We start from the raw sequence: 15,286 nt of genomic DNA on the forward strand, positions 1-15,286 counted from the left end.
TTTCTCCTAATCTGTTAACTTTCGTGCTCTATTTTCACCAAAAATAACGGCTAACAAAACAATAAACTCACATATTGCTACAATTCCAACTACAATATTCCAGTTATGTGTTGAATCCGCAATGTTACTTAAAACTGGTGTAGCAAATGCACTTACAACATAAGTAATAGAACTAGCATAAGAATATCCCGCATCAAAGTTTTTGCCTAAAATGTCTTTCGCAAAGACTTGTTCTCCTGAGCCCATAACAACGGAAATTGCATCTGCAGGTACTGCTGCTACCAAGGCTAATGGAACAAGTCTAGTTTGATTTGCTATAATCATTAATATTGGTGCCAAAATTGTAAGAAGCAGCCACCAAGGTAACGTTTTTCTACCGCCATATCGGTCACTTGTAAGACCAAACAACGGAGTCATTATCAAATCTGCAACAGTAATAATTGTTGCAATCATTCCTCCAGTATTGGCGCCAAATCCCACACCTTCAGCAAATGAAGGCCAAAGTGACGTCATATTACCAGCGAATTCATTGAAACAGAAGAAAATTAACACAAGGACAAAGGATAATGAGAGAATCACTTTGCTTGTACTTAATCCACTTCTAGTTTCCTCATCATCTTCGGCATTGACTTGATCTAGTTCGTTTTGTGAAGATACTCCGTAAGGCAAAAGCCCAATTTTTATAGGATCAACTTTTGTAACTATTGAACAAGGAATACCAATGACTAGCATGATTATTGCTAGAATTATAAACGCTCTGCGCCACCCATTACTTTGAATAATTTGCGACGCTACTGGTGTTATAACAGCAAGAAAGATTGTGTTAAAGAATGCACCAGCAGTAAAAGCAAAGTTTTTTCGCTCAACAAACCAATTATTAATTACAACTCCTTGGACAACATACCCACTAAATCCACAACAAATGCCAACAATACCAGCTAAAATGTAAAACGCAACAACACTATTTGCCATTGAAAATAGCCAAGTGGAAACTGCTGCGACTATAATTGAGCCTAAGAGAATTAGTGAGACATTGACTTTATGAATAAATCTTCCCACCAAAGTTGTACCAACAGCTGTAGCTAAAATCAAGACAGTGTAATAATAAGATACTGAACCTAATTTACCGCCGCCAATCGAGTTAGCCAATGGTGTCAAAAATAGTCCCATTACTTGTGTGAAAACACCAGCGACAACTCCACATAATAGCCCTGTGGTAACAATCATCATCCACGGATAGATCTTTTGCTTTCTGCTCATTTATCCTTTCTCCTTTTTTATTTCTTTTATCATATTTATTTTATGGTAGCATTGAGTTAAGCACTTTCAGCAGATATAAAAGAAAACAGCTTTGCCAAATCGGAAAAGCTGTCTATTGTTTTTAGGTGAAATAGATGAATACTAATCAAATAAAATACTTTTTATCATTAGTGAGAACCAAAAATATTACCGAAACCGCCAACCAATTATTTGTCTCACCCTCAACTGTTTCTAAGAACATCCATAAACTGGAATCTTTTTTAGGGACTAAGTTAATTAAACCGGGACGGCGTGGAATTGAACTGACTACTAGCGGTGAGTTTTTTTACGTTAAAGCAAAAAGAATTTATAAGGATATCGACGATACAGTCACTGACATCAAAAATAGTAACTTAAGAGCGTTTGAGCCCATTACAATCGCATTTACAGGTTCTTTATTTGAAATAGAATTTTTATCCAAGTTTATTCAAAACCTTGATAAAAAGTTACAGTCAAGAATAAATTTAGAAATTTTTGATCCTAATGATGGTAATGGAATTTCTACGTCTTTAATTCAAGGTAGATATGACTTCGTGTTGTACCAAAAAGATTTTTTTATTGACAAAAAAGAAATCACTTTTGAACCCGTTTTTTCAACAGGACTTTCAGTTATTACTCCGAAAAACAACCCCTTGAGTAAGAAAAAATCTGTTACGATCAAAGATTTGTTTAAGCAAAACGTTTATATTTGGAATTCTGTCCCTCCCCTTCCCTTGATTAACCACTTTAAATTTGAATTATCGCTTAAATATCCAGAGTTTAATTTCAAAAACATTAGTGATGAGGTTGTTTTGGAAATTTTTTGTGCAAGTAATCAATGCTTAGGTATTGTTCCGAGCATTCTCTATGACAAGGTAAATGAAAATCTAAATTTTGTTTTGTTAAATTACAAAATATCATTTGAAAATGGGATTGCTTATCGCAAAGGCTACGAAAAAAAGGACTATTTCAAACCGATTTTTACTGCACTTAAAAATGCAGAATTGGAAGAAAAGAAAAATTGGATTGATTAATTAGGGCTTTTCGAAAGGCTCAGCCAATTTTTTCAAATAGCGGAATTTTAGTCTGGCTCTTTACGTCGAATAGTCCTTTGTCAGATATTTTAATAAATGGAGACGCAAGTAATGATAAAGTAGAAAACGACATGATTTCATTTGTGTTTTGATATCCTAAGTCCTGCATAGTAGCACGGACTTTACCTATTCTTTTACCTAAAATTGACATAGGTTGATCGCTTACTACTCCTCCGATTGGTAACGGGGCATTAGCTACTATCCGCTCACCTTTAGCAGCAATATAGCCGCCTTGCTCGTCAACCAGTTGATGCTGTATTTTAAGCATAGCCTTGATGTTAGTTCCCATTACCATCAAATTATGATGATCATGAGCATATGTTGTTCCGATCGCACCGTCTTTTAATATCCCTCGAGAAACGAGTCCAATGCTATAACGTCCACTTTTGCTGCTGTACCTATCTTGCACAAGAATTAATGATAGGCTAGCTTTTTGCCACTGAACCATATAGTTCTTAACGTCCAGTTTTACTTGAATATGTGTGGTAAAAGTTCCAATTGGGTTTATCTGTATTACATTTGCCATTATTTGCCCGTTAGCAATAAAATCCGTTTTAACAATGAAATCTTTTTCCGTTAACTTTGGAGCATTAACTGAATGACGTAAGATTGGTAAAAAGTCGTAATCATGTTTAACTACAATATTTTGAGCATTAATACCATTTTTGTAAACAGCTTCTATTGATAAGTCTCTAGGATCGCTTAAAACAATAAAGTCAGCTACTCGACCAGGAGCAATAGCACCACGATCCCACAATCCCATATGTCGAGCTGGTGTATAAGTAGAAATATAAATTGCTTCTTCTGGAGTCATACCCATTTCAATTGCTTTTTTTACCAAAAAGTTCAAGTGACCGTGAAGCAACGTGTCAGGCATTGTATCATCAGTTACCAAGGCTATATGCTCAAAGTACTTATGCTTAATAATCGTATCAATTACTTCCTGATGCATTGATTTAAGCTGCACTTCAACAAACATACCATTTGCCACTTTTTCTTTAACTAGTGCTGCTGTTTGCTGAGTATGATCTGTGGTAATTCCAGCAAACAAAACTTGGGCTAAATCTTCGCTAGCATATGCAGGTACATGTCCTTCAAGTGGCATAGTTGGATTTTGACTATGGCAAGTTTTAATAATGTCTTTGATTATAGTATCGCCTTTAGCCGTCATTCCTTTGAAATTCATCACTTCTCCAAGACATATGAAACGAGGATCCTTAAGCAGTTCGCGAACTTCTTGGACACCAATTTGCCCGCCTGTCGTTTCCATTCTCGAATTAGTTGACGGCACTGATGAAGGGATGCCAAAAAAAATATCAATTGGTGATGGTTCATTGATGAAATCTTTAAGACCAGTAATACCAGCAGTATTGGCTATTTCATGGTCATCAGCAATTACTGTGGTGGTACCATATTTTAAAATAGTTTCTCCCATGATTGCAGGCGTAGTCATCGAAGAATCGATGTGCATATGCGCATCGATGAAACCAGGAATTAAATATTTTCCATTTAAATCGATGGTCTTTTTAGCTTCGATTCCAGATAGCTTGTTATCAATCCAATAAAATTTTCCGTCTTTTACTGTGACTTTAGTGTCCACAAATTCACGCAAGAACACATTGAAGACATGAGCATTTTCAATCAAAAGGTCAACTTTAGTCATTTTTATCTCCTATAAATAAAGAGTTGGAATATTTCCAACTCTTTTAGTATTTTTTAAAAAACTAGTGATTCATAATCTTATTCCACTGATTAATCCATGAAGACATGTGACTATTTACATAGTAAAAATCAATAGTCTTGGCACGTTTAGCGATTGCACCATACGTTTTATTAACTGCATCAGTTGACGATAATTTAACCTGAGAATTCACTGGAGCATTGTTAAGGGATTTTGTATTGGCGACTTTTTTTTGAATAGCTTTACTTAAACGGAAGTCAATCAATTTATATGCTTCATCAACATTCTTACTGTTCTTCAGAATACCCATGTTATCGTAGTTAGCATAGGTCCCCGAAGCTGGAACCATGTATTTTAGCGTTGGATTGGTAGCCTGTAGCATCCCAACTGCATAATCACCAACTACAGCAACACTAATTTCACCAGTTTTGAACATATTACTTAAGTCAGAACTTTGAGTATAAGTTTTAACAACATTTGGCTTTAGTTCCTTAATAGCCTTAAAAGCAGCTTTACCATCATCACTTGGAACAGCTGTTTTAGCATGATTACCAGCAATATAAAGCATAGCTGGACCAAAAGTAGTGGCAAAGTCCGGGATTGCTATTTTTCCTTTTAGATTTTTTGCCCATAAATCGTCCCAGTCTTTAATATGAACTTTCTTAGGATTATATATAATGCCTAAACTATTAACTGTATATGGAACCGTATTAGTATCTTTAGCTAATTTCTGTTGATCACTTGATAAATACTTAAAGTTTTTAAGCTTAGAAAAATCTAATTTCTTAAATAGCTGCTTTTTAGCACCTGTAACAGCATTATTTTGTGCTAAGTCAATAACATCAACTGATGAATTTGGGTTATGTTCAATTTGCGTCAAACGTGTTGAACTGTCACCAAACTGTGTAGTGATTTTAACATTATTTTTTTTAGCAAAGGGATCAAGGACATCCGAGCGTATTTGCTTGGTTGATAAGCCGAAAGTTGAAACTACTAATTTTCCGCTATTGCTTGTATTTGAAGAACATGCAGACGTGGCAATGGCAACACCTGCAACAACTATACTAGTGGCCAATGTACATATTTTTTTGAATTTCATGATTACACCTTTCTTATTAAATTTTAAACTATTTTAGTAATGGATGAAGATGCTTTGTTGGAAAAGTTAGTGTTACTTCGTCACCTGAACTGCGCATCTTTTGTCGTGCCTCTTCAACCTGAAACTCTCCAATGGCTGATTGAACTGTATATTTAAAGCTCTGACCCAAATATTCGCGACTAGTAATTGAACCAATAATGGTATTCCCATGTGGACTGTCTGAGTCCAAAACAATATTCTCAGGACGTATTGTTAGTACTTTAGCGTTCTTATTTGTCTCAGCAGTAGTTAATACCGTTGCCCCGACTTTAATGTGATACTCATCTTGGTAGTTGTCAGCATTTACAGTGATGAAGTTATCGTAACCAATAAAACGAGCGACATACTCGGTACGCGGATGGTGAAAAATATTTTGTGGTTGATCGAATTGTTCAATATGTCCTTCTTTCATAATTATAACTTTATCAGAAATAGCAAAACATTCTTGCTGATCGTGTGTAACAAATAGTACTGTCATTTTCATTTTCTTTTGAAGTTGCATAATTTCTTCACGCATCTTCAAGCGTAACTTAGCATCCAGATTACTCAATGGCTCATCCATCAGTAGCAGTTCTGGATTAGTAACCAACGCTCTAGCCAATGAAACTCTTTGCTGCTGTCCTCCTGAAAGTTCATCAGGAAACTTCTTTGCTAGTTCACTTAAACCGGTCATTTTCAACATAGCATCCACTTTTTCTTTAATCACTTTTTTTGGCAGCTTGTGCATTTTTAAGCCAAAAGCTACGTTTTCAAAAACGCTTAAGTGCGGAAAAAGTGCATAACTTTGAAAAACCATTCCAAAATTTCTTTTATACACGGGAACTTTTGTAATGTCCTTACCATCAACCAATACCTGACCCGACGTTTCTGGAATTAAGCCAGCAATAATTCTTAATGTAGTGGTTTTACCGCAACCTGAGGGTCCAAGAATTGAAACGAGTTCGCCGTTTTCAACTGAAAAAGAGATATCCTGTAGGACTTTAGTTTTACCATCATATGATTTCGCTAAATTTTTTACTTCTAAATCTGCCACTGTAATGCCCCCCTATCTAGTAATATTCTTAATGCCAATTGCTTTCTCAACTAAAAACATCATAAGAGCAGTAAAAACCATTAAAACTACAGAAATGGCTGATACGGTTGGATCGTAGTTGTTTTGCAAATAATTCAAAATTGCCGGCGGCAACATCGTAAGCGATGGCCCATTCATGAACAAAGAAATAGGTAAATTATTAAATGAATTGATAAAGCACATCATGAATGCAGCAATAATGCTTGCCTTAATGTTTGGTAAAACTACCAAGAAAAAACTTTTTTTCTGAGAGCAGCCGCACATCCATCCTGCTTCTTCAACATGAGGATCCATCAACAACATACTAGCCGTAATCAGACGAATGACATATGGCAAGCACACTAAAAAGTGGCCAATGATTAAGCTTATAAAAACAGGAAATCTTAGTGCAATAACTGTTGCTTGGTAGAGTGCAAAGCCAATTACAATTTCTGGAATTAATGTGGGACTGAGAAAAAACGATTGAAACCATGACGCATGATGAATGTTATAGCGAGTTAAAGCATAAACCGCAGGGATACCTATGAGCAGAGCCAGAGTACTGGCAATCAAAGCTACAATTAAGCTTGACTCAAAACCGGCTACGAAGTCCGGCTGCTGAAATATATTGGCATACCAAGAAAAAGTAAAACCGTTAATCGGAAACGAAATTGAGCTTTGACTGTTGAAAGAAGTTATCACAACCAAAACCAGTGGGAACATTATTAGTGCCAAAATGACAATTGAAATAATTGTCAAAGCTCTGTTTTTGCGGTCAAGCATGGTTTGGTCTCCGATCAAGATAGTAACCTATTCGCCTCATTACCCACATCGATAAAGTAGAAATTAAAATTAAGATTAAGGCAATTACACTAGCATTTTGCCAATTGCCTAAAGTCATCGCTTGTTGATATAACAAAGTTGGCATTACTAGCTGTCTGTTGCCTCCAAGAATCTGTGGTGTGGTATAAGCAGTCATTGTGCCAGCAAAAACCAAAATACAACCAGTTAAAATAGCTGTTGCTAATTGAGGAATAATCACTTTGAATAGTGTATGCCAAGGATTAGAGCCCAGAATCGCTGCTGCTTCTTCGATTTCTATATTTAACTCCGAAATGCTGCCAACTAACGAATTAATCATAATTGGTAAGAATAAATATACTGAACCTATAATAATTGCAGCACTAGAATAAAGGATACTTAGGGGTGACTCAATAATATGAAGTGTCATTAATATTTTGTTTACAATCCCATCGTGACCTAAAATAATAATCCAGGCAAAGTTTCTAACTACGGCATTAGTCAACATCGGAAAAAGGACTAATAGACTTAAAATTTGCCGTATATTTGCGTTTTGCCTGCCAATCCAAAGTGAAATTGGTAAACCTAAAATCAAAACAACAATAACAGTGATAACTGCGATTAAAAAAGTTCTTCTAATTACTTCCCAATTAAAAGCACTGCTAAGAAATTGAATATACAGAGCAAAAAACCCCTCACGATTTTTAAAGGTGGGAATTGCGATTTCAATGATTGGAAAAAAAGTAAATACTAAAACTCCCAAAAAAGCCGGTAAGATTAACCAAAACGCTGATTTTCTGTTCATATATAACCCCCCAATATAATATAGGTTACCGGTCTTCTAATCATCTGTCAATAGTTAAGACGAATATAATTGTAATTATTTTTGTAAAATGTTTTTATTTTTTATGTTAATTTTTCAAAAAAATAAAAATAATACACTTCTAATTAATAAAAACCGAACATTTAGCTAATTACACATCATGATTTTATTAAACTTTTTTCCTAAGAGATACAAAAATAGAAATCTCACAAGTAATTAGTCTAATTTCCCGGAACCATAACTAAGTTGTCTCGCACCAAACATTCAGCAATTTCGACCGTGTTGCTGGCAGCTCCCCTTAACAAGTTGTCTGCTACCACCCACATGTGAAAGGCACCTTTATTTTCTTGATCAGCGCGAACACGGCCAACAAAAGTTGCTCTCTTACCTGCAGCCAGCAATGGCTGCGGATATACTTGAGCCTGCGGATTATCTTGTAATACCAGACTAGGAAAAGCGGCAATCTCTTGTTGAATTTCATTTACAGTTACATTTTTATCATCAACCGTAAAATAAACTGCTTCTCCATGACCAATTTCAACGGGGACACGGACACAGGTTGCAGTCACCTTGATACGGTCGGAATTTTGATCATTAAACAAAATTTTCTTTGTTTCATGAATCATTTTCCATTCTTCATGGGTATAGCCGTCATTTTCAAAAACATCAATTTGGGGTAACAAGTTAAATGCTAGAGGATAGTGTTTTTGATCAGCTGCAGTTGGCAAAATTTCAGCCTCAGGTTCTTGATGGTTCAACCGAGCTTGGGCTTGCTTAAGCATTTCATTCCAGGCAGACTTGCCCGCTCCTGAAACTGCTTGGTAAGTCGCAACAACAATTTGCTTAATCCCCCAACGTTTAAAAACTGGATACAAAGCTGCCACCATTTGAATTGTTGAACAATTAGGATTAGCAATAATACCGCGATGATTAACTAACTGTTGATCATTAACCCCAGGAATTATGAGCGGTACATCTTTATCCATTCTAAAAGCACTAGTGTTATCAACACATACAGCTCCACGTTTAACTGCTTCCGGCAACAATTCTTGGGAAACAGCACCGCCTGCAGATGATAATACTAAATCGACACCGTTAAATGAATCCGGGCAAGCTTCTTCAACTGTTACTTCTTGATTATTAAACTTTAACTTTTTACCGGCGGAACGCTTAGAAGCTAACAGCTTAACTTGCTTGACCGGAATTTTCGATTGTTCTAACTCGCTGATTAAGCGTTGACCGACTGCTCCCGTAGCTCCAAGTACTGCTACTGTATACTCTCTCATTTGTTATCATCCTTTGCTGCTAAAAAAGTTCGAATACGTTCCATTGCTACACGCAAGTTTTCATCGCTAGCAGCATACGAAAAACGAATATATCCTTGCCCACCTTCACCAAATGCACTGCCAGGAGTACCGCCAACTTTAGCTTTATGAGCTAAATCCAAGGCAAAAGCTTCATCATCGGTACCATAAGAAGTGGGAATTTTTGCAAAAACATAAAATGCACCTTCGCTAGCTAATGTTTTTAACCCCATTTTATTTAATGCACTAACAATATAGTCGCGACGTTTTTGATAAATTTTACGCGCTGTAATTGGGTCGGAGTCGCCATTCTCCAAAGCTTCAGCGGCTGCAGCTTGAGCTGGATTAGACGGAGCGGTAACTAAAAATGCATGCATTTTGGCAATCAGTTTAATCAATTTAGCCGGACCAGTAACATAACCTATTCGGTAACCCGTCATTGCGTGTGACTTTGATAATCCATTAATTAGCAATGTTCGGGATGGTAAATATCGCGCAATTGAAATGTGCTTAAAATCATAGGTTAATTCACCATAAATTTCATCCGAAATCACGTATAGCTGATTTTTTTCAATAATTGGTGCTAACTCTTTTAAGGTTGCAGCAGAGCATTCACGGCCCGTTGGATTTGTCGGGTAATTGAGTAAAATTGCCTTAGCCTGCGGGTGCTTTTTTAAGGTCTCTTCTAAAGCCTTAGGAGTCAACACAAAGCCAGTATTTACGGTATTAATCGGAACTAGTTTTGCTTTAGTATATTGAATTAGCGGAAAATATAAAGCATATGACGGAGTCGGGACAACAATCTCATCACCGGGCTGAAATAATGCCAACATGGTTGCAGCAATTGCTTCGGTTGCACCAACTGTTACAATTACTTCACTTTCAGGATCATATTTTAGGCTTTGCTTTCTTTTTAAATATGCACTAATTGCTCGCCGTAACTTAAGCGTTCCTTTTTGAGCTGAATAGTGCGAATCATTATCTAAAATGCTTTGGACTGCTGCTTTTTTAACATGCTCAGGCGTATCTAAGTCAGGCTCGCCAAGAGTTAATTTAATCAACCCAGGAATATCATCAACTTTTTGAGCAAATGCCCGAATTCCTGAAGCGGGAATCTGTTCAAGAGGTGTATGCGTAATTCTAGTTAAATCTGAAGCTAAGTGTGGCATTTTTTCTCCTTTTCTTTATAGTATTTTTTCTAAACCAACAACTAATTCAGACAAATCCATTACATGATTAAGTGCTACTTTTACGCCTTGCATAAACGAAGAGCGATCAAACGAATCTTGTCTAATCGTTAAAGCCTCCCCAGGGCCTCCAAACAGCACTTGTTCATGAGCCACATAGCCTGGTAAACGTACTGAATGAACTTGAACTCCGTCATAATCTGCACCACGAGCTTTTGAGTCATCTTTTGAATTTTTAGAAGCTGTTTGCTTTCGATTTGCTGCAATCATTTTTGCCGTAGTAATAGCCGTGGCAGAAGGTGCGTCAAGCTTATCTTCATGGTGCATTTCAATTACTTCTGCGTCAGGGAAGTAGCGTGCAGCTTCTTGGGCAAATTTCATTAATAAAACGGCAGAAAGACCAAAATTTGGCGCGATTATCCCGCCAAGGCGTTCTTTTTTAGCCAATTGCTGCAATAGTTCTGTTTGCTGGGGAGCAAGTCCACTTGTCCCTACGATGGGTCGCATATGGTGCTTAATTGCAAACTCAACATTGGTAAACACTGCCCGTGGACTAGTAAAATCAATCCAAATATCAGCAGAAATATCAATATCGGTTAACCGATCAAAGCGGTGCACTGAACTACTAAAAAACGTGCTTTTGGTTGCATCTGGTGCCAAAACACCTACTAGTTCACAATCAGCAAGCCGATCAACTAAATTAACGACCTGCTTACCCATCGAACCGGTAGCGCCCGCAATTAAAATTTTTTTCATTAGTCTACTCCTAAGTCTATTGGTAGGTTGTGCAACAAAGCCTCTTCACTTAAGCCTAAATGAAGAGCTAACTGTCGCTTTTCCGCTTCGTTTAAATCAACAATTGGTAACCTGCATCCCCCTGCTGCTAAACCCTGTGCCTTTAATACTGCTTTAACTGGTGAAGGTGAAGGGTACATAAACAGTGCCTGCATTTTTGGCATTAATTGGCGTTGCAATTTTCCTGCAGGTGCAATTTTTCCTGCGGCCAGATCATCATACATTTGTCGCATTGCTAGTCCATAAATATGGGAAGCAACTGAAATTACGCCCTGAGCTCCAAGTGTTTTTGCTACTAAAGCTTGCTGATCTTCTCCGGTATAGACTAAAAATCCCCTCTCCGCATGCTCAATCACGTATTCCAAATCTTCCAATTCAGTGCACTGCTTAACGCCAGCAATATTCGCATTATGCGCTAGTTCAACCAATGTTTCTTTAACAATTTTTATTCCCGTACGACCGGGAATATTGTAAATTAGCAAAGGTATTTTCGACCTACTTGCTACAGCCTCAAAGTGGGCTTTAATTCCGCGCTGATTAGGCTTGTTGTAATATGGTGCAACCACTAACGCCATGTCAATTCCAGGAATTTGACTAACCTCCTCAGTAAATTCTGCGGTTTGCTTCGTGCTATTGCTTCCTGTGCCAGCGATAACCGGAACTCGCCCATTAATTATTTGAGCAAACTTAGTGTATAACTCAATTTTTTCATCATGGCTCAGCGTCGGCGTTTCGCCAGTAGTACCGCCAATAACAAACCCACGACTGCCAGTAGCAATTAAATGCTCGGTCAATTTTTCTAAACCGGGATAGTCAACTTCACCTTGCTTGTTAAATGGCGTAATGATTGCTGTTAACAAATCAGCCCTTGTAAAATCTGCCATCTTTATTCTCCTTCTTAGTTACTTGTTTGCTCTAAAAAGCCAACCATAGCATCAATTCCTGCTTTGATTGCTCTTTCTTGGGGGTTAAAAGTTGCCGAATGTAGTTGCGAATCATCTTCTACACCTAGCCAAAACATGGTTCCGGGAATCTGAGCTAGCAAATAGCCAAAATCCTCGCCAGTCATTGCTGGTTGAGTTTCTTGATACTTAATTTTAGGATTTTTTTGCATATAGCTAATAAATTGAGCAGTTATCTGCGGATTATTTTCAACGGGCCAATATCCGCCTTGATTAATTTCAACTTCGACTTTGGCGTTATAGCTTTGCGCTATACCAGCAGCTACCTCGCGCAAGCGTTGTTCAATTCGTTCAATCATGGTTTGAGTTAAGCCACGAATCGTTCCCTCTAAATGAGCATGACCAGCAATTATATTTCTAATTGTTCCTGCTCGTAATTTTCCAATGGTAATTACACCGCCAGCAATTGGATCAATACTGCGAGAAATTATGGTTTGCACTTGCGTTATTAAGGCCGCCGCGGCAACGACCATATCATTAGCTCTTTGAGGGTATGCTGCATGACCGGCTTGTCCATATAAATCAATATTAATTTCAGCAGCTCCGGCAAATAAAGTGCCGTTTCGACAACCAATGGTGCCAGCCGGTAAATCAGGCGTAACATGCAGAGCAAAAAATTGCTCAGGCAGCCATTGCCCTGCAAAAGCTCCCTGCTCATATGCTAATTTTCCGCCATTTTTGCTTTCTTCAGCTGGTTGAAAAAAGAAGATCAAATTATCTTTTGGCTGATGTTCACTAAAGTAGTTTAAGATGCCTAAGGCAACAGTCATATGAATATCATGACCACAGGCATGCATTTGCTTTTTATTTTGTGATGAAAAAGCTAAGCCAGTTTTCTCATTAACTGGTAAACCATCAATATCTGCTCGGTAACCTATCGTTTTAGTCGGCTGTTTACCCGTCACTCTAACAAGTAGAGCAGTTGGCAAATTCGGTAAGGTTCGAATCTGCAAATATTGTTGGTTAAATTGACGAACAACTTGCAACAAATATTTTTGAGTTTCAAATTCATGTAAAGCCAACTCAGGTATTTGGTGCAGTTTTCGCCTGACTTGTATCAATTGTTTAATAGTTAGCATTGCCTCACAGCTTTCTTAAACCTTCTTCGACCTTCGTCTTGCCACTAGTTTTTTCATCACGCTCTTTAATTATTCTTGCTGGAACACCAGCAACAACACTATTAGCTGGAACATTTTTAGTAACCACTGCTCCCGCAGCTACCACGGCACCATCGCCAACTTGAACACCTTCCAAAACTACTGCATTTGCTCCAACCAGAACATTTTTTCCAATTCTAACCGGTTCGGCTGAAGCAGGCTCGACCACGCCAGCAATTACTGCACCTGCTCCAATATGACTGTTAGCACCAACAATTGCTCGACCACCTAAAACTGCATTCATATCAATCATGGCCTTTTCGCCAATTTCAGCACCAATATTAATTACTGCGCCCATCATTACTACAGCGTTCTTTCCGATGCTAACCTGTTCACGAATTAGCGCCCCTGGCTCAATGCGGGCAGAAATTGTCTTTAAGTCTAATAATGGAACGGCAGAGTTGCGGCTCCAGTTTTCAACTTGATAGTCATTTATTTTAGCTGCGTTCGCTCTTAAAAACGGTACTAAATCTTCCCAGTTACCGAAAACTACTCCACTATGATCTTCTAAAAAAGTTTTAACCTCAACGGGCCAATTTAATCCTGCTAAATCACCTTTAAGATAGACTTTCACAGGTGTTTTTTTAGGTGAATTAGCAATAAAATCAATAATCTCTGCTGCTGACATATTCTTCATCTGATAACCTCATTTCGCTTGATAATAACAATCGTGACTGACTAAATCATCATAAGTTTCACGTGTAACAACTTCCTGCGCTTGTCCGTTTTCGGCAAAAATAACTGCAGGACGTGGTACCCGATTATAATTTGATGCCATACTGTAGCCATAAGCACCAGTAGAAAGCACTGCAATCACATCGCCCGGCTTAGTAACAGGCAGTGGGAGTTTGTTAATTAAAATATCGCCGGATTCGCAATAGCGGCCAGCCAAATGAACAGTTTCTACTGTTTTAGCTATAGGGGCTCGCGCTAAAAGTGCTTCATATTTTGCCTGGTATAGAGCGGGACGAATATTATCTCCCATGCCACCATCAACTGCCACATAGGGCAATAGTCCAGGAACTTCTTTTCTTGACCCGATGGTGTATAAACTGTAGCCTGCAGCGCCAACAATTGAACGTCCTGGTTCAACCCAAACTTCTGGTACCTGTAATTGATATTGCTGGGCGCAAGTGCGTATTGTGTGAACTATTTGCTCTACAAAGGTAGCAAGCTCCAGCACTTGATCTTGAGCCGTATAACGAATACCAAAGCCGCCGCCTAAGTTGATTACGGACGGTTGATAATCATATTTTTGCGACCACTCATTAGCTAGTTTCATCAGCTTTTCTACTTCCAGACTAAAGCCCGCTGTTTCCAGAATTTGTGAGCCAATATGCGCATGGATTCCAATTAGTCTCATCTGCTTATTTTCTTGTACCTGTAAAAAGGCCTGCTCAGCCTGCCCCGATTTGACGTCAAAACCAAACTTGCTATTTTCCTGCCCAGTTTGATCGTATTCATGGGTATGCGCTGATATGCCAGGAGTTATTCTCAGCATTACCTGAACTTGACTGTCAGTAGTTGCTAAAACTTCTTTTAGCAACGTAATTTCATGGAAATTATCAAGAATTATCACACCAACATGATGTTGGACTGCCATTATTAACTCGGTTTTAGTTTTATTATTGCCATGAAAACTAATTCGGTCTGCAGGAAACCCCGCTTTAAGTGCAGTATAAAGTTCACCGCCTGAGACTACATCAATGTGCCCGTCAAGTTGATTGATTAGTTGATACATCGCAATTGCGGAAAAAGCTTTACTAGCATAACTAATTGCAAAACTAACATGCTGTTTTGTAAAAGCATCCCTAAGGGCATTAAACTGATGACGAATTTGTGTAACGTCATAAGCTACCAGTGGTGTGCCAAACTCTTTTGCTAAGTCTAATGCATCAACACCACCAATAACTAAATGTCCTGCTGCATTTGTCTGATAATAATCGCTCACTGCTATTTAATACCCCCGTAGTGTAACTAAAAAGGACTCCTTTGTGCGCGTAACACAAAAGAGT

At 38.0% G+C, this 15,286-nt stretch carries 14 protein-coding genes; 1 reads left to right on the top strand and 13 read right to left on the bottom strand.

The window, feature by feature from the left end; genetic code table 11:
• Window positions 1-6: 6 nt before the first annotated feature.
• Entirely contained in the window at window positions 7-1,260 is a 1,254-nt protein-coding gene (locus AC2JF9_RS04870) for an MFS transporter (RefSeq protein WP_500725670.1), read from the bottom strand.
• A 134-nt stretch (window positions 1,261-1,394) separates the two neighbouring features.
• Here AC2JF9_RS04870 and AC2JF9_RS04875 point away from each other — a divergent pair, with 134 nt between their 5' ends.
• Entirely contained in the window at window positions 1,395-2,312 is a 918-nt protein-coding gene (locus AC2JF9_RS04875) for a LysR family transcriptional regulator (protein WP_500725671.1), read from the top strand.
• A 19-nt stretch (window positions 2,313-2,331) separates the two neighbouring features.
• On the opposite strand, the gene AC2JF9_RS04880 is transcribed toward AC2JF9_RS04875, so the two are convergent.
• The 12 genes from AC2JF9_RS04880 to lysA form a co-directional block, all read right to left on the bottom strand.
• Window positions 2,332-4,035 carry an adenine deaminase C-terminal domain-containing protein gene (locus tag AC2JF9_RS04880; RefSeq protein WP_500725672.1) on the bottom strand — a complete coding sequence of 568 codons (1,704 nt, stop codon included), beginning with the start codon at window positions 4,033-4,035 and terminating at the stop codon, window positions 2,332-2,334.
• Window positions 4,036-4,096: 61 nt separating this feature from the next.
• Window positions 4,097-5,152, bottom strand: a complete 1,056-nt coding sequence (locus AC2JF9_RS04885) for an ABC transporter substrate-binding protein (protein WP_500725673.1) — start codon at window positions 5,150-5,152, stop codon at window positions 4,097-4,099.
• A 28-nt stretch (window positions 5,153-5,180) separates the two neighbouring features.
• Window positions 5,181-6,224 (bottom strand): ABC transporter ATP-binding protein, encoded by a 1,044-nt coding sequence (locus tag AC2JF9_RS04890; RefSeq protein ID WP_500725674.1) that lies wholly within the window; start codon window positions 6,222-6,224, stop codon window positions 5,181-5,183.
• Window positions 6,225-6,236: 12 nt separating this feature from the next.
• Window positions 6,237-7,025, bottom strand: coding sequence for an ABC transporter permease (locus AC2JF9_RS04895; protein ID WP_500725675.1), 789 nt, complete (start codon window positions 7,023-7,025; stop codon window positions 6,237-6,239).
• Window positions 7,018-7,848: an ABC transporter permease gene (locus AC2JF9_RS04900; protein ID WP_500725676.1), complete on the bottom strand. Its 831-nt coding sequence runs from the start codon at window positions 7,846-7,848 to the stop codon at window positions 7,018-7,020. The genes AC2JF9_RS04895 and AC2JF9_RS04900 overlap by 8 nt, the downstream gene beginning before the upstream one ends.
• 239 nt (window positions 7,849-8,087) lie before the next feature.
• Entirely contained in the window at window positions 8,088-9,152 is a 1,065-nt protein-coding gene (locus AC2JF9_RS04905) for an aspartate-semialdehyde dehydrogenase (protein WP_500725677.1), read from the bottom strand.
• Entirely contained in the window at window positions 9,149-10,339 is a 1,191-nt protein-coding gene (locus tag AC2JF9_RS04910; RefSeq protein WP_500725678.1) for an aminotransferase class I/II-fold pyridoxal phosphate-dependent enzyme, read from the bottom strand. The genes AC2JF9_RS04905 and AC2JF9_RS04910 overlap by 4 nt, the downstream gene beginning before the upstream one ends.
• Before the next feature lie 15 nt (window positions 10,340-10,354).
• Window positions 10,355-11,113, bottom strand: a complete 759-nt coding sequence (dapB, locus tag AC2JF9_RS04915; RefSeq protein ID WP_500725679.1) for a 4-hydroxy-tetrahydrodipicolinate reductase — start codon at window positions 11,111-11,113, stop codon at window positions 10,355-10,357.
• Window positions 11,113-12,036 carry a 4-hydroxy-tetrahydrodipicolinate synthase gene (gene dapA, locus AC2JF9_RS04920; protein ID WP_500725680.1) on the bottom strand — a complete coding sequence of 308 codons (924 nt, stop codon included), beginning with the start codon at window positions 12,034-12,036 and terminating at the stop codon, window positions 11,113-11,115. Before dapA ends, dapB begins: the two co-directional genes overlap by 1 nt.
• Before the next feature lie 14 nt (window positions 12,037-12,050).
• Window positions 12,051-13,193, bottom strand: coding sequence for an N-acetyldiaminopimelate deacetylase (locus AC2JF9_RS04925; protein WP_500725681.1), 1,143 nt, complete (start codon window positions 13,191-13,193; stop codon window positions 12,051-12,053).
• Between the two features lie 4 nt (window positions 13,194-13,197).
• Window positions 13,198-13,908 (bottom strand): 2,3,4,5-tetrahydropyridine-2,6-dicarboxylate N-acetyltransferase, encoded by a 711-nt coding sequence (dapD, locus tag AC2JF9_RS04930; protein WP_500725682.1) that lies wholly within the window; start codon window positions 13,906-13,908, stop codon window positions 13,198-13,200.
• 9 nt (window positions 13,909-13,917) lie between these two features.
• On the bottom strand, window positions 13,918-15,222 hold the full coding sequence (lysA, locus tag AC2JF9_RS04935) for a diaminopimelate decarboxylase (RefSeq protein ID WP_500725683.1): 1,305 nt from the start codon (window positions 15,220-15,222) through the stop codon (window positions 13,918-13,920).
• Between the last annotated feature and the right edge of the window lie 64 nt (window positions 15,223-15,286).

Source organism: Lactobacillus sp. C449L, assembly GCF_059900815.1.

What these genes read in the sequence shown, in the direction of transcription:
- AC2JF9_RS04870 (WP_500725670.1), bottom strand. Translation starts at nt 1,260, where the DNA reads ATGAGCAGAAAGCAAAAGATCTATCCGTGGATGATGATTGTTACCACA.
- AC2JF9_RS04875 (WP_500725671.1), top strand. Translation starts at nt 1,395, where the DNA reads ATGAATACTAATCAAATAAAATACTTTTTATCATTAGTGAGAACCAAA.
- AC2JF9_RS04880 (WP_500725672.1), bottom strand. Translation starts at nt 4,035, where the DNA reads ATGACTAAAGTTGACCTTTTGATTGAAAATGCTCATGTCTTCAATGTG.
- AC2JF9_RS04885 (WP_500725673.1), bottom strand. Translation starts at nt 5,152, where the DNA reads ATGAAATTCAAAAAAATATGTACATTGGCCACTAGTATAGTTGTTGCA.
- AC2JF9_RS04895 (WP_500725675.1), bottom strand. Translation starts at nt 7,025, where the DNA reads ATGCTTGACCGCAAAAACAGAGCTTTGACAATTATTTCAATTGTCATT.
- AC2JF9_RS04900 (WP_500725676.1), bottom strand. Translation starts at nt 7,848, where the DNA reads ATGAACAGAAAATCAGCGTTTTGGTTAATCTTACCGGCTTTTTTGGGA.
- AC2JF9_RS04905 (WP_500725677.1), bottom strand. Translation starts at nt 9,152, where the DNA reads ATGAGAGAGTATACAGTAGCAGTACTTGGAGCTACGGGAGCAGTCGGT.
- AC2JF9_RS04910 (WP_500725678.1), bottom strand. Translation starts at nt 10,339, where the DNA reads ATGCCACACTTAGCTTCAGATTTAACTAGAATTACGCATACACCTCTT.
- dapB (WP_500725679.1), bottom strand. Translation starts at nt 11,113, where the DNA reads ATGAAAAAAATTTTAATTGCGGGCGCTACCGGTTCGATGGGTAAGCAG.
- dapA (WP_500725680.1), bottom strand. Translation starts at nt 12,036, where the DNA reads ATGGCAGATTTTACAAGGGCTGATTTGTTAACAGCAATCATTACGCCA.
- AC2JF9_RS04925 (WP_500725681.1), bottom strand. Translation starts at nt 13,193, where the DNA reads ATGCTAACTATTAAACAATTGATACAAGTCAGGCGAAAACTGCACCAA.
- dapD (WP_500725682.1), bottom strand. Translation starts at nt 13,908, where the DNA reads ATGAAGAATATGTCAGCAGCAGAGATTATTGATTTTATTGCTAATTCA.